22 protein-coding genes are annotated in these 21531 nt (G+C 62.4%); 12 read left to right on the forward strand and 10 right to left on the reverse strand.

Annotated features, from left to right (window positions below):
- Positions 1–88: 88 nt before the first annotated feature.
- Positions 89–1369, forward strand: a complete 1281-nt coding sequence (locus BSY16_RS01665; RefSeq protein ID WP_069058065.1) for a hemolysin family protein — start codon at positions 89–91, stop codon at positions 1367–1369.
- Between the two features lie 10 nt (positions 1370–1379).
- Here the strand turns inward: BSY16_RS01665 and soxR are convergent, their stop codons facing one another.
- Positions 1380–1841: a redox-sensitive transcriptional activator SoxR gene (gene soxR, locus BSY16_RS01670; RefSeq protein WP_069058066.1), complete on the reverse strand. Its 462-nt coding sequence runs from the start codon at positions 1839–1841 to the stop codon at positions 1380–1382.
- A 71-nt stretch (positions 1842–1912) separates the two neighbouring features.
- Here soxR and BSY16_RS01675 point away from each other — a divergent pair, with 71 nt between their 5' ends.
- Complete coding sequence (locus BSY16_RS01675; protein WP_069058067.1) at positions 1913–2485, forward strand: NADPH-dependent FMN reductase; 573 nt, start codon at positions 1913–1915, stop codon at positions 2483–2485.
- The gene (locus BSY16_RS01680; RefSeq protein WP_083242799.1) at positions 2482–3690 is read left to right on the forward strand and encodes an MFS transporter; all 1209 of its coding nucleotides are present in this window, start codon (positions 2482–2484) and stop codon (positions 3688–3690) included. Before BSY16_RS01675 ends, BSY16_RS01680 begins: the two co-directional genes overlap by 4 nt.
- A gap of 1 nt (position 3691) precedes the next feature.
- Here BSY16_RS01680 and BSY16_RS01685 read toward each other — a convergent pair whose 3' ends face one another.
- A complete protein-coding gene (locus BSY16_RS01685; RefSeq protein WP_069058068.1) occupies positions 3692–4153 on the reverse strand; it encodes a tRNA (cytidine(34)-2'-O)-methyltransferase in 462 nt (153 codons plus the stop codon).
- Between the two features lie 350 nt (positions 4154–4503).
- Between BSY16_RS01685 and BSY16_RS01690 the strand changes: the two genes are divergently transcribed.
- From BSY16_RS01690 to BSY16_RS01715, 6 genes are all read left to right on the forward strand, one after another.
- A complete protein-coding gene (locus tag BSY16_RS01690) occupies positions 4504–6357 on the forward strand; it encodes an ABC transporter ATP-binding protein (RefSeq protein ID WP_069058069.1) in 1854 nt (617 codons plus the stop codon).
- Positions 6358–6448: 91 nt separating this feature from the next.
- Positions 6449–8317 (forward strand): ABC transporter ATP-binding protein, encoded by a 1869-nt coding sequence (locus tag BSY16_RS01695; RefSeq protein WP_069058070.1) that lies wholly within the window; start codon positions 6449–6451, stop codon positions 8315–8317.
- 263 nt (positions 8318–8580) lie between these two features.
- Complete coding sequence (petA, locus tag BSY16_RS01700) at positions 8581–9159, forward strand: ubiquinol-cytochrome c reductase iron-sulfur subunit (RefSeq protein WP_069058071.1); 579 nt, start codon at positions 8581–8583, stop codon at positions 9157–9159.
- Positions 9160–9173: 14 nt separating this feature from the next.
- Positions 9174–10442, forward strand: a complete 1269-nt coding sequence (locus tag BSY16_RS01705; RefSeq protein WP_069058072.1) for a cytochrome b — start codon at positions 9174–9176, stop codon at positions 10440–10442.
- Between the two features lie 26 nt (positions 10443–10468).
- Positions 10469–11347, forward strand: coding sequence for a cytochrome c1 (locus tag BSY16_RS01710; protein WP_069061306.1), 879 nt, complete (start codon positions 10469–10471; stop codon positions 11345–11347).
- Positions 11348–11457: 110 nt separating this feature from the next.
- Positions 11458–12000, forward strand: coding sequence for an adenine phosphoribosyltransferase (locus BSY16_RS01715; RefSeq protein WP_069058073.1), 543 nt, complete (start codon positions 11458–11460; stop codon positions 11998–12000).
- Positions 12001–12136: 136 nt separating this feature from the next.
- Here BSY16_RS01715 and BSY16_RS01720 read toward each other — a convergent pair whose 3' ends face one another.
- Positions 12137–12604, reverse strand: coding sequence for a MaoC family dehydratase (locus tag BSY16_RS01720; RefSeq protein ID WP_069058074.1), 468 nt, complete (start codon positions 12602–12604; stop codon positions 12137–12139).
- Complete coding sequence (locus BSY16_RS01725; RefSeq protein WP_069061307.1) at positions 12591–13076, reverse strand: MaoC family dehydratase; 486 nt, start codon at positions 13074–13076, stop codon at positions 12591–12593. The genes BSY16_RS01720 and BSY16_RS01725 overlap by 14 nt, the downstream gene beginning before the upstream one ends.
- 120 nt (positions 13077–13196) lie before the next feature.
- Here BSY16_RS01725 and BSY16_RS01730 point away from each other — a divergent pair, with 120 nt between their 5' ends.
- Complete coding sequence (locus BSY16_RS01730; RefSeq protein ID WP_069058075.1) at positions 13197–14318, forward strand: hypothetical protein; 1122 nt, start codon at positions 13197–13199, stop codon at positions 14316–14318.
- A 43-nt stretch (positions 14319–14361) separates the two neighbouring features.
- On the opposite strand, the gene ychF is transcribed toward BSY16_RS01730, so the two are convergent.
- On the reverse strand, positions 14362–15465 hold the full coding sequence (gene ychF / locus BSY16_RS01735) for a redox-regulated ATPase YchF (RefSeq protein WP_069058076.1): 1104 nt from the start codon (positions 15463–15465) through the stop codon (positions 14362–14364).
- Positions 15466–15625: 160 nt separating this feature from the next.
- Between ychF and clpS the strand changes: the two genes are divergently transcribed.
- Positions 15626–15937, forward strand: a complete 312-nt coding sequence (clpS, locus tag BSY16_RS01740) for an ATP-dependent Clp protease adapter ClpS (protein ID WP_069058077.1) — start codon at positions 15626–15628, stop codon at positions 15935–15937.
- A 35-nt stretch (positions 15938–15972) separates the two neighbouring features.
- Here the strand turns inward: clpS and BSY16_RS33230 are convergent, their stop codons facing one another.
- Positions 15973–16407: a DUF7684 family protein gene (locus tag BSY16_RS33230; RefSeq protein ID WP_502696015.1), complete on the reverse strand. Its 435-nt coding sequence runs from the start codon at positions 16405–16407 to the stop codon at positions 15973–15975.
- Positions 16408–16485: 78 nt separating this feature from the next.
- Here BSY16_RS33230 and BSY16_RS01750 point away from each other — a divergent pair, with 78 nt between their 5' ends.
- Complete coding sequence (locus BSY16_RS01750) at positions 16486–16722, forward strand: hypothetical protein (protein ID WP_083242801.1); 237 nt, start codon at positions 16486–16488, stop codon at positions 16720–16722.
- A gap of 60 nt (positions 16723–16782) precedes the next feature.
- On the opposite strand, the gene BSY16_RS01755 is transcribed toward BSY16_RS01750, so the two are convergent.
- From BSY16_RS01755 to BSY16_RS01770, 4 genes are all read right to left on the reverse strand, one after another.
- Positions 16783–17121, reverse strand: coding sequence for a hypothetical protein (locus tag BSY16_RS01755; RefSeq protein ID WP_069058078.1), 339 nt, complete (start codon positions 17119–17121; stop codon positions 16783–16785).
- Positions 17122–17366: 245 nt separating this feature from the next.
- Positions 17367–18083, reverse strand: a complete 717-nt coding sequence (pth, locus tag BSY16_RS01760; protein WP_069061310.1) for an aminoacyl-tRNA hydrolase — start codon at positions 18081–18083, stop codon at positions 17367–17369.
- 72 nt (positions 18084–18155) lie between these two features.
- Positions 18156–18905, reverse strand: a complete 750-nt coding sequence (locus BSY16_RS01765; RefSeq protein ID WP_069058079.1) for a substrate-binding periplasmic protein — start codon at positions 18903–18905, stop codon at positions 18156–18158.
- Positions 18906–18925: 20 nt separating this feature from the next.
- Positions 18926–21313 carry a putative bifunctional diguanylate cyclase/phosphodiesterase gene (locus tag BSY16_RS01770; RefSeq protein WP_069061311.1) on the reverse strand — a complete coding sequence of 796 codons (2388 nt, stop codon included), beginning with the start codon at positions 21311–21313 and terminating at the stop codon, positions 18926–18928.
- Between the last annotated feature and the right edge of the window lie 218 nt (positions 21314–21531).

Raw genomic sequence — 21531 nt, forward strand, 5'->3', positions numbered from 1 at the left:
TTGACGCCGGCCCGTCGCACCCCTATCTTGCGGCCATTGTCATCAACAGAAAGGCGCCGTTGCGGTTCTAAAGCACGGCTCAGAGTCCTTGTTCGAACTCGCGATTGCCGTCTTCCTTATCCTCCTCAACGGGGTGTTTGCCCTTTCCGAACTTTCCATCGTTTCAGCGCGTAAAGCCCGGCTCAAGACCATGGCGGCCCAGGGCTCGCGTGGTGCTGCGTCGGCGCTGAAACTCGCCGAGCATCCCGGAAAGTTCCTCTCCACCGTCCAGATCGGCATCACGCTTATCGGCGTTCTCGCCGGTGCGTTCTCCGGCGCGGCGCTTGGTAGCCGCCTGCGCGATATCCTTTTTGCCGAGGGTGTGCCGGACTGGCTGGCCGATCCGCTCGGCTACGGTATCGTCATCTTCCTCATCACCTATCTGTCGGTCGTCGTCGGCGAGCTGGTGCCGAAGCAGATCGCGCTGCGCAACCCCGAGCGTTTTGCAGCGCTCGTGGCGCCCGCCATGTCGCTGCTGTCGAAAATCGGCGCGCCGGCCGTCTGGATCCTCGATGCCTCGACACGGCTGATCTTCCGCCTGCTCGGCCAGCACCAGATTGCCGAAAGCGTCGTCACCGACGAAGAGATCAAGACGATCGTCGCCGAAGCGGAAGCCGCCGGCGTGATCGAGGGAGGCGAAAAGCTGATGATCGCGGGCGTCATGCGCTTCAGCGACCGCGCGGCACGCGGCCTCATGACACCGCGCAACGACGTCGACTGGATCGACCTTGGCGATACGGTCGAGGAAATCCACCAATATCTCGTCGAGAGCCAGCATTCCCGTCTGCCGGTCGCCGATGGCGGCCCGGAAACCATCGTCGGTATCGTCCAGAAGCGCGAACTGCTGTCCGCCCTGCTATCAGGCCAGCCGCTCGACATCCGCTCCTTCGTTCGCGCCGCGCCGATCGTGCCGGATTCGATGGACGCGATGCGTGTGCTCGACAAGCTGCGCAATTCCGAAGTGCCGATGATGCTGGTCCATGACGAATACGGCCACTTCGAAGGTGTCATCACGCCGGCCGACGTGCTGGAAGCGATTGCCGGCGTCTTCCGTGCGGATATCGATGAAGGCGACGACGACCATGCCGTTCAGCGCGAGGACGGGTCCTGGCTGATCGCCGGCGCGATGCCGATCGACGAAATGGCCGATCGCCTTGGACTTTCCCTTCCCGCGCGCCGCAACTACCAGACCGCTGCGGGCCTCGTCATCGAATCGCTGCAGAAGCTGCCGAAGACCGGCGAAGTCACGGAAACCCAGGGCTGGCGCTTCGAGGTCGTCGACATGGACGGTCGCCGCGTCGACAAGCTGCTCGCCACGCGTCTGGATTAACAACACGGAATCAGGGCTCGAGCAGTCTAGGGCCCGGTCCTTGTTCGCGAAGTGTATCCCAGGGATTGCGCAACGGACATTCCCGCATCGACAGGCAGCCACAGCCGATGCAGCCGTCAAGCTGGTTGCGCAGCTTGGTGAGCCGGGCGATTCGCTCGTCGAGCTGGCCGCGCCAGGTTTCCGAGAGGTTGCGCCAGTCCCGCACGGTCAGCGGACGGTCGTGCGGCAGCACCGAGAGCGCGTCTGCGATTTCCGACAGCGGGATACCGGTGCGCTGCGCCACCTTGATCACTGCCACACGCCGCAAAATGCTGCGCGGATAACGCCGCTGGTTGCCGCGGTTGCGCTGGCTGTGGATCAGCCCCTTCGTCTCATAAAAATGCAGGGTGGACACCGCCACACCGCTACGCTCGGCAACCTCGCCGACGGTGAGTTCCCTGGGCATCGTATTGCTCGGACATTTTTCCGTCATGGCTGTTGACCTCAACTTTGGTTGAGGTTTTATACCAGCGGCTCCCTGCTTTTCCAAGACGGAGCAACGACATGACTGACAGACTGACCATCGCCCTCATCTATGGCAGCGGCCGCGAAGGGCGTTTTGCCGATACGATCGCGGGATGGCTGGAGCCGGAGCTTGCCAGGTTTGGCCAGTACACCATCATCCGCATCGACCCGGTCGAACTGACCTTCACGCCCGGCGGCCTGGACGAGGCTTCGGCAGAGCTCGTCGAAAGCCGGGTTTCGCAGGCGGACGCCTTCCTCATCGTGACGCCGGAATACAACCACGCCTATCCGGCTGCGCTGAAGGCGATCATCGATTCGTGCTTCCGGCCATGGCACGCCAAGCCCATCGCCTTCATCTCCTATGGCGGCGTTTCCGGTGGTCTGCGCGCCGTCGAGCAGCTGCGGCTGGTCTTTGCCGAGTTGCATGCGGTGGTGATTCGCGAGACAGTGAGCCTTGCCCACGCCTGGACCCAGTTCGATCCCGTCGGCAATCCCTTCCGCCCCGGCCAGCTCAACGGACAGCTTGCCGTTCTCCTGAACCGCCTCAACTGGTGGGCCAACGCGCTGAAGTCGGCGCGCATCACAACACGTTACGACGAGGTCGCGGCATGAAGCCAGAACACTATGCGGGGGCGGAAGTCGCCCGCTCTCCGCACGAGATCCGGCGCAATGCCACGATGCTCTTCATCAGCACGCTCACCATCATGTCCGGGGCGACGATTTCCGCCTCGCTGCCGGGCATTGCCGTGCGGTTTGCCGATGTCGAGAACGTTGCGCTGCTCAGCCGGCTGGTGCTAACGCTGCCTGCACTGTTCATCGCGCTGTTTTCGCCGGCCGCCGGTTTTCTTGTCGATCGTTTCGGCCGCAAGCCCTTGCTCGTCGCCTCGCTTGCGCTATTTGCCGTGGCAGGCGCCTCCGGTCTCTTCCTCGATACGCTGCCGGGCCTGCTGATCGGCCGCGCGGTGCTCGGCCTTGCGGTCGGCGGCATCATGACGGCGACGACGGCGCTGGTCGGAGACTTCTTCCAGGGGGCGGCGCGGGATCGCTACATGGGCCTGCAACAGGCCTTCGTGGGGATCGGTGGCACGGCCTTCCTGACGGGGGGCGGGTTCCTTGCGGAAATCCACTGGCGCGGGCCGTTCCTCATCTACACCGTGGCGATCCTGCTGGTGCCGGCAGCGCTTGTGTTCCTGCCCGAGCCGCGCCGTGCTCGCCCGGCCGAGATGGTCCGGGGCGAGGGCGGGCTCAGTGGCCGCACGGTGGCGTTGCTGGCCGCACTATTCCTCGCCGCCGCGATCAACATGATCGCCTTTTACATGATCCCGACGCAGCTTCCATTCTATCTCGAATCGCTCGGCTTTGCTGCACCGAGCCTTGCTGGCGTGGCGATCGGGGTGGGGCAGTTCGTCGGGGTGCTGAGTTCGCTCGTTTTCGCGCCGGTCCGCCGGATGCTCGGCACGATGGGTGTCTTCGGCCTTGGATTCGTCTCCATAGGGGTGTCGTTCCTGCTGCTCTCCAGCGCCACAAGCTATGCCGGCGTGCTGGCGGCGCTGGCGGTTTCAGGCATCTGCATGGGTACGATCATGCCGAATTTCACGGCCGCCGCGATGCTGCTGACGCCGCCGAACCTGCGCGGCCGTATCTCGGGCCTGCTTGTATCGAGCATCTTCACCGGGCAATTCCTGTCACCGATCGTCTCGCAGCCGCTCATCACGGCGTCCGGATTTGGCGGTGCCTATGCGATTGTCGGTGCGGTCGTGCTGGTGCTCGGCATTGCGGCCACGACCATTCGACTCGCCCGGCCGGGCCATGGCTAGGTCAGGCAAAACCCGTCTGGCGCAGCGCCTCGCCGCAGATCATCGCGGCGGAGAGCGCAACGTTGATGGAGCGCTGGCCTTCGACCATGGGAATCAGCACCCGGCCGCCCGCTGTGTCGTGCACGTGATCCGGCACGCCGGCGCTTTCGCGGCCCAGCAGCAGGATGTCGTCCGGCCGGTAGGCGAAGTCGGTGTAATGCTCCGCGGCCTTGGTGGAGGCGAGCACGAGGCGGCGACCGCTTGCCGACCGCCAGTTTTCGAAGTGCTCCCAGCTCACATGTCGTGTCAGTGCGACAGTGGCGAGGTAATCCATGCCGGCGCGTTTCAGGTTGCGATCGGATATGTCGAAGCCCGCCGGCTCGATGATGTCGACCGAAAGGCCGAGGCAGGCGGCGAAACGCAGGATCGTGCCGGTATTGCCGGCTATGTCGGGTTGATAGAGGGCGATGCGCAGGTCGGACATGGTGTTTCGCCTAACCGGGATGTGGCGCTATGGCAACAGATTTGCCCCGAACGGCGAAATTGCGACAAAGCATCTGGCAAATTGCGTCGTTTCGAGCTAACCAAGGCGCATCTACAACGCGAGAAAAGGGAGGTTCCTGATGCAATTATCGAATCGGCTGCGCCTCCCGGCTGGAATCAAGCCTCGTCTCGCTTAGGCACCTCGCCGCTCAAAATCCCATCGCATCCTGACTTTAAATCGCCGTGTGACGTTTTTTCTCGCCGCGCGGCAATCCTACCGGAATTCCGTTCCTGACAGCGCCCGTTTTGCGCCGTCCGTCCCGGGTCCGTCTTTTCATTACGGAGAAAGCCATGCTCGGCTGGTTCGAAAGACGTTTGAATCCCTATCCCCCCGAGGCTCCTTCGCTGCCGCCGAAGGGTCTTTTTGCCTTCCTATGGCACTATACGAAGCCGGCAGCACCCTGGCTTGCCGTGCTCGGCTTCTGCTCCATGGTGCTCGGCATCGCGGAAGTCCTGCTGTTCCAGTTCCTCGGCAACATCATCGACTGGCTGTCGAACAGCGATCCGAACACGTTCCTCGCCAAGGAAGGCGGCACGCTGATCTGGATGGCGGCGCTGCTGCTCATCGTCATTCCCGTTGTCGGCGCGCTGCACACGATGACCATGCACCAGGCGCTTGCGGGCAATTTCCCGATGATCGCCCGCTGGCAGATGCATCGTTACCTCATCCGCCAGAGCATGACCTTCTTCTCCAACGAGTTCGCCGGGCGCGTCTCGACGAAGGTCATGCAGACGTCGCTGGCCGTGCGCGAGACGGTGATGAAGATCATCGACGTCTTCATCTATGTGGTGAGCTACTTCGTCTCGATGATCGCGATCATCGCCTCGGCGGACCTGCGTCTCGTCGTGCCGCTCATCGTGTGGTTCGCCATCTACGTCTGCATCCTGCGCTACTTCGTGCCGAAGCTCATGGTGATTTCGCGCGAGCAGGCGGATGCGCGCTCGATGATGACGGGCCGGATCGTCGACAGCTACACCAACATAGCGACGGTAAAGCTGTTCTCGCATGCCGGCCGGGAAGAGACCTATGCCCGCGACGGCATGGATCAGTTCCTGCAGACTGTGCACAACCAGATGCGCAAGATCTCGCTGTTCAACATCGCGATCGACATTAACAACGTCATCACGATGTTCGCCACGGCAGCACTCGGCATCTATTTCTGGATGACCGGCGACGTGTCGGTCGGTGCGGTGGCGGTGGCCGTCGGCCTTGCCATGCGCATCAACGGCATGTCGCAATGGGTGATGTGGGAGGTGACCGCGCTCTTCGAGAACATCGGCACGGTCTATGACGGCATGGGCATGATGACCAAGCCGCATGACATCAAGGATGGTCCGCAGGCGCCCGCCCTGGCGGCGGAAAAGGGCGCGATCAACTTCGACCACGTCCGCTTCCACTACGGCAAGAACAAGGGCGTGATCGAGGACTTGTCGCTGTCGATCGGCGCTGGCGAAAAGGTCGGCCTCGTCGGCCGCTCCGGTGCCGGCAAGACGACGCTGATGAACGTGCTTTTGCGGTTCTACGATCTCGAATCCGGCAAGATCACGATCGATGGCAAGGACATCGCGACGGTCACGCAGGACAGCCTGCGCTCGCAGATCGGCGTGGTGACGCAGGATACCTCGCTGTTGCACCGCTCGATCCGCGACAACATCGCCTACGGTAACCCGGACGCGACGGATGTCGAGATCATCGAGGCGGCGAAGCGGGCGAATGCCTGGGACTTCATCGAAGGCCTCACCGACCAGCAGGGTCGCGCCGGTCTCGATGCCCAGGTCGGCGAACGCGGCGTGAAACTCTCCGGCGGCCAGCGCCAGCGTATCGCAATCGCCCGCGTCTTCCTGAAGGACGCGCCGATCCTGGTGCTGGACGAGGCGACCTCGGCGCTCGACTCGGAAGTCGAGGCGGCGATCCAGGAAAACCTCTTCGCCCTCATGCAGGGCAAGACGGTGATCGCGATCGCTCACCGCCTCTCGACGCTGACGGAGATGGACCGCATCGTCGTGCTCGACAAGGGCCACCTGCACGAGACCGGCACCCACGCCGAACTCGTCGCCAAGGGCGGCATCTACGCCGACCTCTGGACCCGCCAGTCCGGCGGCTTCATCGCGGATGACGCCAACGCGGAAGTGGCGGCGGAGTAAACAGGAAGGCCGGTCTCCAGGACATGGAGACCGGCCTTCACCTTTCCAATCTTTAAGTTGTCCGCCGCCCAAAACCGCCTATATCGGAGGCATGACCTTCCGCACGCTCTTCTCCTGGTTCGAGAACTGGATTCAGCCTTTTGCGCGGCGGGATGATCTGCGGCCGCCGCAGGGACTGTTTGCTTTCATCTGGTTCTATGTTGGGCAGGCCAAGGCGCCTTTTGCGGCGATGCTGGTGCTGGGCGGCATCACGGCGGGCATCGAGGCGGCAACGTTCTGGTTTGTCGGGCGACTGGTCGATATTCTGGCGACGGTCAAGCCTGGTGACGGGTGGAGCGGGCTGATCGCGGCGCATGGGCCGGAACTCCTGCTGATGCTGGGGCTGATCGGCCTCGTGCGGTTCGTCGTCACCTTCCTGACGGCACTCGTCGACCAGCAGGTCATCACGCCCGGCTTCTACAATCTGGTGCGCTGGCAGTCCTATGTGCATGTCGCGCGCCAGTCGCTCTCGTTCTTCCAGAACGATTTTTCCGGCCGCATCGTCACGAAAGTCTGGTCCGCGGGGCAGGCGACGGGCGATGTCATCACCTCCTTCATGGAAAGCGTGTGGTTCGTGACGATCTACACGGCTTCGACGCTGGTGCTGCTCGGCCAGCTCGACTGGCGGCTTGCCGCCGTGCTGGTCGTCTGGCTTGCGGTCTTTTCCGTGCTGGCGCGCTACTTCGTGCCGCGTATCCGCGAGCATTCGCGCCAGACGGCCGAGGCCGCATCCATGCTCAGCGGCCGCATGGTCGATGCCTATTCCAACATCCAGACGCTGAAACTGTTCGGCCGCGACGATGCGAACGACCGCTATATGCGCAATGGCTTTGATACCTTCCAGGCGACGACGCTCAACTTCACGCGGTTCCTGACCGGCGTGCGTGCTTCCATGGCGTTCGTCTCCGGCCTGATGATCGTGGCCATGGCGGTGCTCTCCATCCATCTCTGGCTCGGCGGTATTGCCAGCTCCGGCGCCGTCGCCTTCACCATGGCGCTGGTGCTCCGGCTCAACTTCCTGCTCAACCGGTTGATGACGCAGCTGAACAGCATCATGCGCAACATCGGCACGATCCAGAACTCTGCCGACCTCATTTCCCAGCCGATCGGCCTCGTCGACAAGCCGGATGCGACCGAGATGAAGGTCGTGCGCCCCGAGATACGCTTCGAGAATGTCCGTTTCCACTATGGTCGCGCGTCCGGCGTCATCGACAACCTGTCGCTGTCGATCCGGCCGGGCGAAAAGGTCGGCATTGTCGGGCGGTCCGGGGCCGGCAAGTCGACGCTGGTCAATCTGCTGCTGCGCTTCTACGATCTCGAGGGCGGGCGCATCCTTGTCGGCGGCGAAGACATTGCCGGGGTCACGCAGGAGAGCCTGCGCGCCAATATCGGCATGGTCAGTCAGGACACGGCGCTGCTGCACCGCTCGATCCGCGACAACATCCTGTTCGGCAATCCGGATGCGAGCGAGGCGGAAGTGATCGAGGCGGCGAAGAAGGCTGAGGCGCACGATTTTATCCTCGCACTCGAAGACCTGCGCGGTCGCCGTGGCTACGACGCCCATGTCGGCGAGCGCGGCGTCAAGCTTTCCGGCGGCCAGCGCCAGCGTATCGCCATTGCCCGCGTCATGCTGAAGGATGCGCCGATCCTGGTGCTCGACGAGGCAACGTCGGCGCTCGATTCCGAAGTCGAGGCGGCGATCCAGTCAAACCTCGAGCGGCTGATGCGCGGCAAGACCGTGCTCGCCATAGCCCATCGCCTTTCCACCATCGCGGCTCTCGATCGCCTGATCGTCATGGACCGCGGGGATATCGTGGAGGAGGGGACCCATGCGGAGCTCGTTGCCAGAGGCGGGCTCTATGCGGATCTCTGGTCGCGTCAGTCGGGCGGCTTCCTCGGGCATGAGGAAGCGGCGCAATAGAGCCGCAAATCGTCGTTTCGCGACTGCCTTTTCAGCCGGGAAGCGCTGGATGTTCAAGGTGATGCCTGCACCTTGTCAAGATGCCTCGTTTTTCCCGCGACAATGTGCCCACCTCCCCTTGCCAAGGCTAGACATAATTTGCGATCAAGCATAGAACGCGCCGGATTGACGGGGAATCTATGGCCGTATTGTGTCCGGACTTGACCGGTTTCCAAGGGGCGTGGCGGGTTTCCGCAGACATTGCGTGAGAGGATGGTTTAGCCGTGAGCGAACACGAGACATCAAGTGAATCCCTGGGCGAGCCCACTCGCCGCGATTTCCTTTACCTGACCACCGGTATGGCGGGCGTCGTGGGCGGCGTGGCTGTCGCCTGGCCGTTCATCGACCAGATGCGCCCGGATGCGTCGACGCTGGCGCTCGGCGCCATCGATGTCGACGTCTCCAGCCTGACGCCCGGCATGTCCCTGACCGTCAAGTGGCGCGGCAAGCCGGTGTTCATCCGCAACCGTACCGACAAGGAAGTTGAGGAAGCCAAGGCCGTCCAGCTTGGTGATCTCAAGGACTCGGTTGCCCGTAACGCCAACATCGCGGCCGACGCGCAGGCGACGGACCTCGATCGCTCGGCGGGAGAGGGCAAGGAAAACTGGATCATCATGGTCGGCGTCTGTACCCACCTCGGCTGTATTCCGCTCGGCCAGGCCGGCGATTTCGGCGGTTGGTTCTGTCCCTGTCATGGTTCTCACTACGATACCGCTGGTCGTATTCGTAAGGGCCCCGCCCCTGAGAACCTCGCTGTGCCGACCTTTTCGTTCGTATCCGATACAGTCATCAAGATCGGTTGAGGGGACACCTGATAATGAGTGCTGAACATTCAACCTACCAGCCGACGACTGGCATCGAAAAATGGGTCGACTCGCGCCTGCCTCTGCCGCGCATGATCCATGACAGCTTCGTTTCCTACCCGGTCCCGCGCAACCTGAACTATGCCTACACCTTCGGCGCCATGCTGTCGGTGATGCTGATCGTGCAGATCCTGACCGGCATCGTTCTGGCCATGCACTATATCGCCAGCGTCAACGAGGCCTTCGTTTCGGTCGAGAAGATCATGCGCGACGTCAACCACGGCTGGCTGCTGCGCTACATGCACGCCAACGGTGCGTCCTTCTTCTTCATCGCAGTCTACCTGCATATCGCTCGCGGCCTCTACTACGGCTCCTACAAGGCGCCGCGCGAAATCCTCTGGATCCTCGGCGTCGTCATCTACCTTCTGATGATGGCAACCGGCTTCATGGGCTACGTTCTGCCCTGGGGTCAGATGTCCTTCTGGGGTGCGACGGTTATTACCGGCTTCTTCTCGGCCTTCCCGTGGGTCGGCGAATGGATCCAGCAGTTCCTGCTCGGCGGCTTTGCCGTTGATCAGCCGACGCTGAACCGCTTCTTCGCGCTGCACTACCTGCTGCCCTTCATGATCGCCGGCGTCGTCATCCTGCACGTCTGGGCGCTGCACGTCACCGGTCAGACCAACCCGACCGGTGTCGAGGTGAAGTCCAAGACCGACACGGTCGCCTTCACGCCCTATGCGACGCTCAAGGACGCACTCGGCGTTTCGGTCTTCCTGATCGCGTTTGCCTGGTTCGTCTTCTACATGCCGAACTATCTCGGCCACCCGGACAACTACATTCCGGCTGATCCGCTGAAGACGCCGGCGCACATCGTTCCGGAATGGTACTACCTGCCGTTCTACGCGATGCTGCGCGCCATCACCTTCAACGTCGGCCCGATCGACTCGAAGCTCGGCGGCGTTCTGGTGATGTTCGGTGCGATCATCGTGCTGTTCTTCCTGCCCTGGCTCGATACGTCGAAGGTTCGCTCCGCCGTCTATCGCCCCTGGTACAAGCTGTTCTTCTGGATCTTCGTGGCCAATGCCATCCTGCTCGGCTGGCTCGGCGCGATGCCGGCAGAAGGCATCTACGTCATCCTCTCGCAGCTCGGCACTCTGTACTACTTTGGCTTCTTCCTCGTCATCATGCCGGTTCTCGGCCTGATCGAGACCCCGAAGCGCATTCCGAATTCGATCACGGAAGCGGTTCTGGAAAAGAAAAACGCCAAGCTGGCCAAAGCCTGAGAGCGAGCGAGAAAGGAACCATGACAATGAAAAAGCTTGTTTCAGGCATTCTGGCGCTCGCACTCGTCGCCGGTCTCGGCGTCTCCTTCGCCACGGCGGAAGAGGCAGCGCCTGCCGCTGGTGCCGAGGCGGAACACGCCACGCCGCACTACCCGATGCACAAGCCGAGAGAGCAGGACTGGTCCTTTGCCGGCCCGTTCGGCAAGTATGACAAGGGCCAGCTCCAGCGCGGCCTGAAGGTCTACACGGAAGTCTGTTCGGCCTGTCATTCGATGAACCTTGTAGCCTTCCGCACGCTGGAAGGCCTCGGTTACTCGGAAGCGCAGGTCAAGGCTTTCGCGGCGAACTACGAAGTGCAGGACGGCCCGAACAGCGACGGTGAGATGTTCACCCGCAAGGCCGTTCCGTCCGACCACTTCCCGTCGCCCTATGCGAACCACGAAGCGGCTGCCGCCTCGAACAACGGCGCAGCGCCGCCGGACTTCTCGCTGATCGCCAAGGCGCGCGGCATCACCCGCGGCTTCCCGCAGTTCGTCTTCGACATCTTCACGCAGTACCAGGAAGGCGGGCCGGACTATATCTACTCGCTGCTGACGGGCTACGATGAAGAGAAGCCGGCGCATGTCGAAGTCGCTGAAGGCACGCACTTCAACCCGTACTTCGCAGGTGCCGCAGCGCTCGCCATGGCCAAGCCGATCTCCGACGACCAGGTCACCTATGACGATGGTTCTCCGCAGACGGTCGACCAGTACGCGCACGACGTTTCCGCCTTCCTGATGTGGGCTGCGGAGCCGCACCTCGAAGAGCGCAAGCGCACCGGCTTCATGGTCATGGTCTTCCTGCTGATCTTCACCGGCCTGATCTACCTGACGAAGAAGTCGGTCTACGCGAACAAGGAACACTGAGCAGCCTTATGGCACTCGGTTGAAAAGGCGGCCTCCGGGCCGCCTTTTTTGTTGAGGGTGGGCGCCGCACCTGCAATAATCGGGCGAACCCCTCCGCAGTCGGGAAAACCATGTCCACACTTGAAAACGAACTCATTGCCGCGATCCGCAACATCCCGGACTATCCGAAGCCCGGCGTCATGTTCCGCGACATCACCACGCTGCTCGGCAATCCGCGCGCCTTCCGCCGCGCGGTAGACGAGCTGGTGCACCCTTACGCGGGCATCGGTATCGCAAAGGTCGCGGGCATCGAGGCACGCGGCTTCATCCTGGGCGGCGCCATGGCGCACCAGCTGTCGACCGGCTTCGTGCCGATCCGCAAGAAGGGCAAGCTGCCGCACGAGACCGTACGCATCGCCTACAGCCTGGAATACGGCGTGGACGAGATGGAGATGCACAAGGACGCCATCAAGCCGGGCGAGAAGGTGATCCTCATCGACGACCTGATCGCCACCGGCGGCACGGCGGAAGCGGCAGTAAAGCTGCTGCGTCAGATCGGCGCGGATATCGTCGCCGCCTGCTTCGTCATCGACCTGCCGGAACTCGGCGGCCGCAAGAAGCTGGAAGCGCTGGATGTGGAAGTCCGTACGCTGGTTTCCTTCGACGGGCATTGAGCCCTGATCCCGTTCCACGGGAATCCTTTAGACGCATCGCCGGCCCCCTCATCCGGCCCTTTGGGCCACCTTCTCCCCGCTGGGGAGAAGGTGGCCCAAAGGGCCGGATGAGGGGAAGCTCGACGCTCAATAGCGTTCAGACGAATTCCAGTACCGTGCTCTCGAACCGGATGACCGGCTCGCCGTTCTGGTTCCTGCCGGCGCAGAGGATCGTGTTGACGAGGCGGCCGGGGCGCGAGGCGAGCTCGCGCGATGCCATCAGCGTCACCGAATAGGTGATCGTGTCGTCGGCGAAGACCGGCTTCAGCCAACCGAGTTTCGTGAAGCCCGGGGAGGGGCCGAGGTTCGGCGGCACGATACCCTCTTTCGCGAGCCGCTTGCATTCACGCACCCAGAACGGCACGAAACATTTCATCCACCCGGCCGCAGAATGCCAGCCGGAGGCGCAGAGCCCGCCGAAGAGGGCGTGTTTGGCGAGTTCCGCATCGAGGTGGAAGGGCTGCGGATCAAAGCTCTTGGCAAAGCGGATGATGTCCTCTGCCGTAAAGGTGAGGCTGCCGATTTCGACCGTTTCGTTGAAGGGATAAAGCTCAGCCATGCGCATGGTCGGCTTCCTTCTCGGCAAGGCGCATCATGTTGATATATTCCGAGACCGCGACGAGCTCGCCGCGCTGGTTGGTCACCTCGGCGCGCATGCGCACGATGCCGATCTCCGGCCGCGAGCGTGAGGCGCGGGCCTCCAGCACCACGCAGTGACCGCCGAGCGTGTCACCGGCAAGCACCGGCCGCTTCCATTCCATCAGGTCGACGCCGGGTGAGCCTTCCGAGGTGGAGCCGTTTATGTAGGCCTCGTAGAGCATGCGCATCATCAGCGCGCTGGTGTGCCAGCCGGAGGCCGCAAGCCCGCCCAGAATGCTGGCGCGGCCGGCCTCCTCGTCGAGATGCATCGGCTGCGGATCGAACTCGCTTGCGAAGGCGATGATTTCGTCCGTTGTCAGGGTCCGCGCGGCAAAGTCGAAGCGGCGTCCAGGTGTAAAGTCTTCGAATGTGTAGGTCGTCACTGCCTGATCCGTCATGTTTCGAAAAACAATGGCGAGCGCGGCACGGTTTTGCAAGGTCTTGTCCGCTCATGCGCTTGCCACCTCGCCGACCGCGGGTAAGGTGGCGCTCCCTGCGGCACGAGGAGACAGTGATCCATGCAGACCTTGAAATCCGTGCTCGACGGAGCGGCCGGCGAGGGCCTCATCTCCGCCGAGCAGGCGGGCACGTTGCTGCCCTATATGGCGGCGCGCGGCGTGACGCTGCAATCGCCGTCCAAGGCTGATACGCTCGACATTGCCGGCTCCGCTGAGGATCGCGCTATTTCCCCGATCGAGGACACGGAAGCACCACGTTTCGTCCGCGGTTTCCACGACGTGCTAATCACCATCGGCGTGGCGATTGCCATGGCAGGCGTCTGGGGTGTCGGTGCCTTCCTCGCCGCGCTGCCGGTTATCATCGTGCTGGCGGAAATCCTCGTGAAACGGCAGCGGCTGGCGCTGCCGGCGGTACTGCTGACGCTTCTCTATGTCCACTGGATCTTCGTGACGACGGTCATCGCCCTCGATAGCTTCATCGGCCAGCCGGAGCCGGAACCCGTTCTGCATTTCTTGCTCGTCATGCTGCCGTTCGCGATCCTCCTGCCACCGTTCTACTGGCGTTATCGCATCCCACTGTCGCTGAGCCTGTGGTTCCTTTCCTTGGCTGCGACCGCTCTCGGCCTGATTTTCCTCGCTCTTTCACGCTTCACGGGAAGCGCGGATGTCCTTGCCGATCATCCGGTCGTCGCGTCGGCCATCTTCCTTGTCGCGGCGCTTGGTCTCATTTCGCTGGCGATGGTCTATGACCTGTCGGACCGGTTCCGCGTCACACGCCGGTCCGATATCGCTTTCTGGCTGCATCTCATCACCGCACCCGCGCTGCTCTACGCGATGCTGGCCTTCGTGTTCCTGGGCGACTTCGCCAATGAGCAGCTGTTCAGTGGCAGCAAGGGGCTGCCGGACGCGCTGATCATTGTCGGCATCGTCATCGTCCTCATGGCGATCGGACTGATCATCGACCGGCGGGCTTTCGTCACGTCCGGCCTTGTGTCCCTCGGTCTGGCGATCGCCAGCCTTCTCCAGGGCATCGAGGCCGCACCGGAGGGTTATGTCTTCCTGACGCTGCTGATCGTCGGCGTCGTCGTGCTGACCATCGGCATTGGCTGGCCGCATTTCCGGCGATGGGCGGTCACGCCGCTGCCCATGGCGCTCAAAGAAAAACTGCCGCCCCTTCGGTAAAGGGCGGCAGCGGATCGGCTGTCGGCGATGCGGAACGGCTGCTTCAGGTGTTGAAGCGGAAGTGGATGACGTCGCCGTCCTGGACCACGTATTCCTTGCCTTCGTCGCGGCCCTTGCCAGCTTCCTTCGCGCCGACTTCGCCCTTGTAGGCGATGTAATCGTCATAGGCGATCGTGAAGGCGCGGATGAAGCCGCGTTCGAAATCGGTGTGGATGACGCCGGCGGCCTGCGGCGCCTTGGTACCGCGCACGATGGTCCAGGCGCGGGTTTCCTTGGGGCCGACGGTGAAATAGGTGATCAGGTCGAGCAGGTGGTAACCGGCGCGGATGAGACGGTCGAGACCAGCTTCCTCAAGGCCGAGCGCCGAGAGGAATTCCTGAGCTTCCTCTTCCGGAAGCTGGGCGACCTCGGACTCGATCGCAGCCGAGATGATGACGCATTCGGCGCCCTGTTCCTTGGCCATGGCGGCCACGGCTTCGGTATGGCTGTTGCCGGTCGATGCATCGCCTTCCGCGACGTTGCAGACGTAGAGAACCGGATGCGACGTCAGGAGGTTGAGGCCCTTCAGGATCTCGATCTCTTCAGGCGCCAGCGTCTTCAGCAGAAGGCGGGCCGGCTTGCCCTCGTTCAGGAGCTTGACCACGGCTTCCATGATCGGCAGCTGCGAGAGCGATTCCTTGTCCTTGCTGGCGGCGCGCTTGCGCGTCTGCTCGACGCGGCGCTCAAGGCTTTCCAGGTCGGCGAGCATAAGCTCGGTCTCGATCGTGTCGGCGTCGCCGACCGGATTGATGCGCCCCTCGACATGGGTAATGTCGTCATCTTCGAAGCAGCGCAGCACATGCACCACGGCGTCGACTTCGCGGATGTTGGCGAGGAACTTGTTGCCGAGGCCTTCCCCCTTCGAGGCGCCGCGCACGAGGCCGGCGATGTCGACGAAGGAGATGCGCGTCGGGATGATCTCCTTGGAGCCTGCGATGGTCGCAAGCGCCTTCATGCGCGGATCGGGAACCGCCACTTCGCCGGTGTTCGGTTCGATCGTGCAGAAGGGATAGTTTGCCGCCTGCGCCGCCGCCGTCTTGGTCAGCGCATTGAAGAGGGTCGACTTGCCGACATTCGGCAGTCCGACGATACCGCATTTGAAACCCATTGAGGTGGTCCATTCGTCTCGAAAATCGTTGCCCCCGCTATGGGGGAAGGACGGGGCAGGGTCAAGTGTTTGCCGCATGCGCAGCTCTTGAACTCCCCCTTCTCGCGATGCACAATGATGCCTACATCGCTCGAAGGCACACTCACGAGGAGGGCTTCCGATGGGCAACGATGATGTCACCCTGACCCCGAAGACGACAACCAAGCCGAAGCTGGAACGGCCGAAGCTCTACAAGGTCATTCTTGTCAATGACGACTACACGCCGCGCGAATTCGTTGTGCTGGTGCTGAAGGCGGTCTTCAGCATGAACGAGGATGCGAGCCAGCGCGTGATGATCACCGCACACAAGATGGGCACCTGCGTCGTCGTGGTTTGCGCCCGCGATATTGCGGAGACCAAGGCGAAAGAAGCGACGGACCTCGCCAAGGAAGCCGGTTTCCCGCTGCTTTTCCAGACCGAGCCGGAAGAGTAGCTCGGCCTGCGCTTGGTGGCATCAATCCATTCGCACTAAAGAAATACTTGCTCCACCCCACCGCGGTCGGCATCGAAGGCATTCGCCATGCCGATGACCTCTTCAAGGGGATCGTTCGGGTGTGATGTGGTGCAAAGGAAGCGGCTGGGATCGTTGCCGTCGCCAACAACGATCCAATCCACCTCATCTTCCAGTTTGTCCGCGCCCGGTCCGACAATTGCGAGCAGGAACACGCCCTCAGAAAGGCACCGCTCGACAAACCCTGCGAGATCAGCCGTGTCAGAGATGGGACTGTGAAGGACTACTTTGCGGGCAAGGACCATAGCCAAGGTGTAAGTTGGAAGCAGAATGACCGCAAGTGGCGCGAAGCTGTCGTGGCATCTCGACCGCAAGGGGTCGGTCCCCGCTGGTCCGCTTCTGGTGCTGTACTTTCGAAAGCGGTCACGATGTTCCAATCCATTGCCACCCATCGAAGACGGTATTTTTCGGCGCAGTAGGGTCACGCCGAAAAGTGTGATAAGCGCCTGCCGAACAACAACAGGAGCGTAATGGTGAGCGAACCGACCGTAGCGGATGCAACAAACCGCATTTATGAATCACTTCAAGCGGACAATGCCGACATCGACGTGCATATCGCGACTCTCAAGGCCGCGTTGACGCGCGAGGGTTTGAAAGAGGCCGTATTCGACCCGTCCAGGCTCGTGCAGAACAACCGCTCCGGCAGGAAGCTCATGCAGGCCTATTTTCGGCAGCGCGGCGTGACGGTGAAATTCTCGGCTTCGTGAAGCCTTCCTTTGACGTCAGACAGGCCGCCGCATGACAGCGGCCTGATCACTCCTCGGCGGTCAGGTTACAAAGGGCATGATATCCACGCCGTCGCCGGGAAAGACCGTGATGTGGGGGTGGTCGTGGAAAAGTCGCGCGGCGGCATCGGCGGTTTCAGCCTCGACCACCAGATAGCCGCAGAATGGATTGACCGCTTTGGCGACGCCGTCCTTGGTGACACGTGTCGTCTTTCCCACCATGCCGCCACGATCGAGGATAGACGCAGTATTTCTTTCCTCCCAGGCCGCCCACTGTTTGACGCCGATGGCATCGATAGCGTCTTGCTCGGCTTTGGGAAGGCTTCGGAAAGACGCGACGTCCTCGGGCCGAATAGTGTAAACGGCAAGGAAACGGGGCATGCATCACCTCCATGATCTTGAATGCTGGTCAGCTTACACCTTGCGCGCCGGAAAGCACCCCACGGCACAGGAGCACGGCGCGCAACAGGAATGGCCGCTCCCGGAGCAATGCAGACAACATGACCGCAGCCGGCCGCGTGTCCGGCACCATCGGCTCTATTTCTCGCGCACCTGCTGCAATGCCACGCTGTGAAGCGGTTTCGGTGGTGTGGCCACCACGCCGTTTCCCGAAAGTACTCTAAAAATCACTCGCCCTTGTTGCCGAGCAGCTTTTTCAGCATTTCCGCCATCGGCCCGGTCGTCGGCAGGATCTTCGGTTGGGCGTGGTTGCGCGCCGGGCGGATGTGGGACTGGGCGGCGGGCTTTTTCGCCGCCGCTTCCTTCTCCTCCGACTTGCCGCCGACGGCGAGCGCCAGCTTGTTCATCAGTTGCGAATCCTCGCCCCGTACCAGCATGTCGGCATTGAGCGCCAGTTCGTCGAGCAGCGGATCGAGCCAGCTGTGGTCGGCCTTGGCGAAATCGCCGAGCACATGGTTGGTAACGAGCTCCTTGACGCCGGGATGGCCGATGCCGAGGCGCAGCCGCCGGTACTCCCGGCCGCAATGGGCGTCGATCGACTTGATGCCGTTGTGGCCGCCATGGCCGCCACCGGTCTTGATGCGCGCCTTGCCGGCGGCGAGGTCCAGCTCGTCGTAGATTGCGACGATGTCCTTCGGCGCGAGCTTGTAGAAGCGCATGGCCTCGCCGACGGATTCGCCCGAAAGGTTCATGAAGGTTTGCGGCTTGATCAGCAGTACCTTGTCGCCGGCAAGTTCGCCTTCCGAGATCTCGGCCTTGAACTTCTTCGACCAGGGCGAAAACGGGTTCTTGCGATGGATCGCGTCCAGCGCCATGAAACCGATATTGTGGCGGTTGCCCGCATATTTTGCGCCCGGATTGCCGAGCCCGGCGATGATCAGCATGGAATGGTCCGCCAAAAGGATCTGTCGTTGCCTTCACCACCGCGAAAGCGGCCGGAAGTCAACCGCCTGCGGTTATTTCTTCGCGCCGTTTTGTGCCGTGTGGGTGTTTGGCGGAAGCCCGTAGGCGGTGAAGATGCGGTCCTGCTCGCCGCTCATGATCAGTTTGTCGAGTTCTGCCTGAAGGCGCCTGATGAGATCCGGCGGCGTGTCCTTCTGGCAGGCGAGGCCGTAGATCTGGCCGGCCATCAGCATGGCCTTTTCGACCGGCTGCCCTTGCTTCACCAGGTTTTCGTAGGTCTTGACGGAGGTCGGCATCAGGTCGATGCGTCCTGAGAGCAGCTTGCGCACGCTGATGTCGATGTCGGCAGCGAGATCGATATCCTTGAAGCCGAGGTCTTCCAGCGCCTCGACGGCGAAATCGCCGCGTTGCGAGCCGGCCTTCATGCCGAGCGCTGCGTTGAGTGTCGCCGGCCCCTTGCTGCCGTCCTTGCGTTTCAGCAAAACCATCTCATCCTTCAGGAGCGGGTTCACCCAGAGAAAACGGTCGGCTCGTTCGCGGTTATAGCCCGTGGTAAAGACGCAATGCATCGGCTGGCTTTCCGCCATGGCGAAGGCGCGCGCCCATGGCATGATCTCCAGCTTGTAATCGATGCCGGCCGCCTTGGCGATCGCCTCGACCTGCTCGACTGCGATGCCGGTGACCTTGCCGTCCTTCGTGTAGTTGAAGGGCGCGTATTCCTCGGTGACGAAATGCAGGGTTTCGGCAAGCGGCGCGGAAAGGGGAGCAAGCGACAGGCAAAGCGTGAGAAGCAGTGTCTTCATCGTCTCGTCCCCTGGTCCTCTCAGGATGCTATCGCCTGGCGCTTGGGCACGGCGGGCCTTGCGAATTCGTCCAGCTTTTCGATGAGCGCGTCAAGCGGCAGGGGCCGGCTGAGCAGGTAACCCTGGCCGAATTCGATGTTCATCGCCTGGAGGATGTCCCACTGCTCGGTGGTCTCGATGCCCTCGGCCACCACAGCGCAGCCCATCTGGTGCGAAATCGTGCGGATGCCTTCGACCAGCATGCGGCTCTTGCGGCGCACGTCCGGCTGGTCGCTCGAAAGCGAACGGGTGAAAGACTGGTCGACCTTGACGATATCGACGGGGAAGCGGTTGAGGTAGCTGAGCGAGGAATAGCCCGTGCCGAAATCGTCGAGTGCAATGCGGCAACCGAGGTCGGAGAGCGCGTCGAGCACGTCGCGTACCACCGGATTATCGAGCATCAGCACGGCCTCGGTGATCTCGACGACGATGCGCGACGGCGTGATACCGTTCTGGAGAAGCAGCGCGGCAAGGCGCGCGGGCAGGACGGGCTCGAACTGCAGGGGCGAGAAGTTGACCGCGAGATAGCTGTCGGCAAGCCCGTCGAGCCTGGAAATGACCGCGAGGCTCGCAATGGCCTTCGACAGGATGGCGTCGCCGATCTGGCCGATCGAGCCATTCTCCTCGGCAATGCCGATGATCTCGGCCGGCGGCAAAAGGCCGCGTTCGGGGTGGTTGAGGCGCATCAGGGCCTCGAAGCCGGCGACGCGCCCGTCCGACAGGCTGACGATCGGCTGGAGATGGGCGGTGAACCAGTCGTCGCGCAGGCCCTGGTCGATGAACTGCTCTGTCTCCAGCCGCTTGCGGGCGATGTCGACCATGTTGTTGTCGAAGAGCTGCACGCCGTTCTTGCCGCTGCGCTTGCGCGCATACATCGCCATGTCCGACTTTTGCAGCAGGCAGGCGGCCGTCTCGGCATGGTCGGGATAGACGGCGACGCCGATACTGGCGCTGACATTGAGTTCCGCGCCGTTGACGATTAGCGGCGCGCGCAGGCTTGCGACCAGCCGATCGCTGATATCCATGGCGAGCTGGCGGGCATTGGGCGCGCATAGCAGGATGGCGAACTCGTCGCCGCCAAGGCGCGCAATCACATCGTTGGCGCGCAGCTGGCGGCGCAGGCGCATCGCGACCTGGCACAGCACGTCGTCGCCGGCGGCGTGGCCGAGATTGTCGTTGATCCACTTGAAGCGGTCGAGGTCGACGAACAGGCAGGCGAGCTGCTGGCCGAGCTTGTCGGCTTCGCCGATCAGGTCGTCCAGCACGGCTTCGAAACCCTGACGGTTGAGCAGTCCCGTCAGGTGATCGGTGATCGCCTGGCGGTGGTTGCGGGTTTCCGCCTCCTTGAGGTCGGTGACGTCGGTCATGACCGAGAGCGACAAGGCCTGCCGGCTGTTGCTTGCCTCGACGCCGGTCTCCAGGATCAGCACGTCGATGACGCTGTCATCGGCGCAGCGGAAGCGCACGGTGACCTCGCAGATGCCGCCGTTTTCCATGCTGGTGGTATGGCGCTTGCGGTAGGCCTCGCGCGATTCCTCGACGACGAAATCGGTGAATTCCTGGCCGATCACCGCTTCGCGGCGATAGCCGGTAGCGGTCAGCCAGTAGTCGCTGACGGCGGTGATGCGGTTGTCTCCATCGATGGAGAAGAGCATCGCCGGGGTGAGATTGTAGATGTCGGTGGCGCGGGCGTGCGCCAGCTTGAGTTCCTTCTCCTCGCGCTCCAGCTTGCTCTGCATCTCGTTGAAATTATGGGCGAGTGCGCCCATCTCGTCGTTCGACGTCCAGTCGACGTGATGGCGTGAGCCGAGCCGGCGCGTGGCCTCTATGGCCGCCGTCAGCCGCATCAGCGGCCGGATGATGGTGATGCGGTTGCCGATGATGGCGGCGGTGAACAGCGTTGCGACGGCAAAGAAGAAGATGGCGAAGATCGTCATCTCGTCCTTCGTAAAACGAGCGAACAGGCCCTGCTTGCGCAGCCAGATCTCGGCCGTGCCGACCTTCTTGATGCCGTCGCTCGCCCGATAGAGGATATCGGTCTTGACGACGGAACGGGCGTCGTCCGGATCGGGGCTCACCGCCGGCTTGCGGATGTCGATCACGTCCGAACTGTCGCGAACACGCACGAAGCTGATATCGGCCTCGGCCTGGAGTGCCGTGACGATCTGGTCGATGCTGTCCTTGTCGAAATCCCACAGCGGTTTTCCGAGCGCCTGGACATTGGCCTCCAGCAGCACTTCGGTGTTCTGCAGGCGCTCGCGCGCGACACGATCGGACGAAAGGATGAGGAACAGGACGAACAGGGGAGCGACGAAGACGAGCAGGGCGCCGATGACGATGGCAATGAAGCGGCTTTCCACCGAATGCATCTTCATGCCGGTTGCCCGCCTGCCATGGTGCGAAGCCAGCCCATAGTGCCCCTCTTTGGTCTTCGTCATTTTTAGAGGCTTAGCTTTTCACCAAAGTCTTAAATGTTGCTGAAATACCGATCCGGAAAAGTGCTGATAATTCAAACCTCCCGCCACGGTAGTGCCGGCAAGCGGGCAAAGAAAAACCCCGCATTCGGGAGAATGCGGGGTTTTCCGAA

The organism is Sinorhizobium sp. RAC02, assembly GCF_001713395.1.
In the GTDB taxonomy this organism is placed as follows: domain Bacteria; phylum Pseudomonadota; class Alphaproteobacteria; order Rhizobiales; family Rhizobiaceae; genus Shinella.

Coding starts and splice junctions, on each gene's coding strand:
- BSY16_RS01675 (WP_069058067.1), top strand. CDS start 1,913: ATGACTGACAGACTGACCATCGCCCTCATCTATGGCAGCGGCCGCGAA.
- BSY16_RS01730 (WP_069058075.1), top strand. CDS start 13,197: ATGCAGACCTTGAAATCCGTGCTCGACGGAGCGGCCGGCGAGGGCCTC.
- BSY16_RS01770 (WP_069061311.1), bottom strand. CDS start 21,313: ATGCATTCGGTGGAAAGCCGCTTCATTGCCATCGTCATCGGCGCCCTG.
- BSY16_RS01750 (WP_083242801.1), top strand. CDS start 16,486: ATGGTGAGCGAACCGACCGTAGCGGATGCAACAAACCGCATTTATGAA.
- BSY16_RS01755 (WP_069058078.1), bottom strand. CDS start 17,121: ATGCCCCGTTTCCTTGCCGTTTACACTATTCGGCCCGAGGACGTCGCG.
- BSY16_RS01690 (WP_069058069.1), top strand. CDS start 4,504: ATGCTCGGCTGGTTCGAAAGACGTTTGAATCCCTATCCCCCCGAGGCT.
- BSY16_RS01680 (WP_083242799.1), top strand. CDS start 2,482: ATGAAGCCAGAACACTATGCGGGGGCGGAAGTCGCCCGCTCTCCGCAC.
- BSY16_RS01695 (WP_069058070.1), top strand. CDS start 6,449: ATGACCTTCCGCACGCTCTTCTCCTGGTTCGAGAACTGGATTCAGCCT.
- soxR (WP_069058066.1), bottom strand. CDS start 1,841: ATGACGGAAAAATGTCCGAGCAATACGATGCCCAGGGAACTCACCGTC.
- BSY16_RS01710 (WP_069061306.1), top strand. CDS start 10,469: ATGAAAAAGCTTGTTTCAGGCATTCTGGCGCTCGCACTCGTCGCCGGT.
- pth (WP_069061310.1), bottom strand. CDS start 18,083: ATGCTGATCATCGCCGGGCTCGGCAATCCGGGCGCAAAATATGCGGGC.
- clpS (WP_069058077.1), top strand. CDS start 15,626: ATGGGCAACGATGATGTCACCCTGACCCCGAAGACGACAACCAAGCCG.
- BSY16_RS01765 (WP_069058079.1), bottom strand. CDS start 18,905: ATGAAGACACTGCTTCTCACGCTTTGCCTGTCGCTTGCTCCCCTTTCC.
- BSY16_RS01705 (WP_069058072.1), top strand. CDS start 9,174: ATGAGTGCTGAACATTCAACCTACCAGCCGACGACTGGCATCGAAAAA.
- BSY16_RS01685 (WP_069058068.1), bottom strand. CDS start 4,153: ATGTCCGACCTGCGCATCGCCCTCTATCAACCCGACATAGCCGGCAAT.
- BSY16_RS33230 (WP_502696015.1), bottom strand. CDS start 16,407: ATGGGTGGCAATGGATTGGAACATCGTGACCGCTTTCGAAAGTACAGC.
- BSY16_RS01720 (WP_069058074.1), bottom strand. CDS start 12,604: ATGCGCATGGCTGAGCTTTATCCCTTCAACGAAACGGTCGAAATCGGC.
- BSY16_RS01725 (WP_069061307.1), bottom strand. CDS start 13,076: ATGACGGATCAGGCAGTGACGACCTACACATTCGAAGACTTTACACCT.
- ychF (WP_069058076.1), bottom strand. CDS start 15,465: ATGGGTTTCAAATGCGGTATCGTCGGACTGCCGAATGTCGGCAAGTCG.
- BSY16_RS01715 (WP_069058073.1), top strand. CDS start 11,458: ATGTCCACACTTGAAAACGAACTCATTGCCGCGATCCGCAACATCCCG.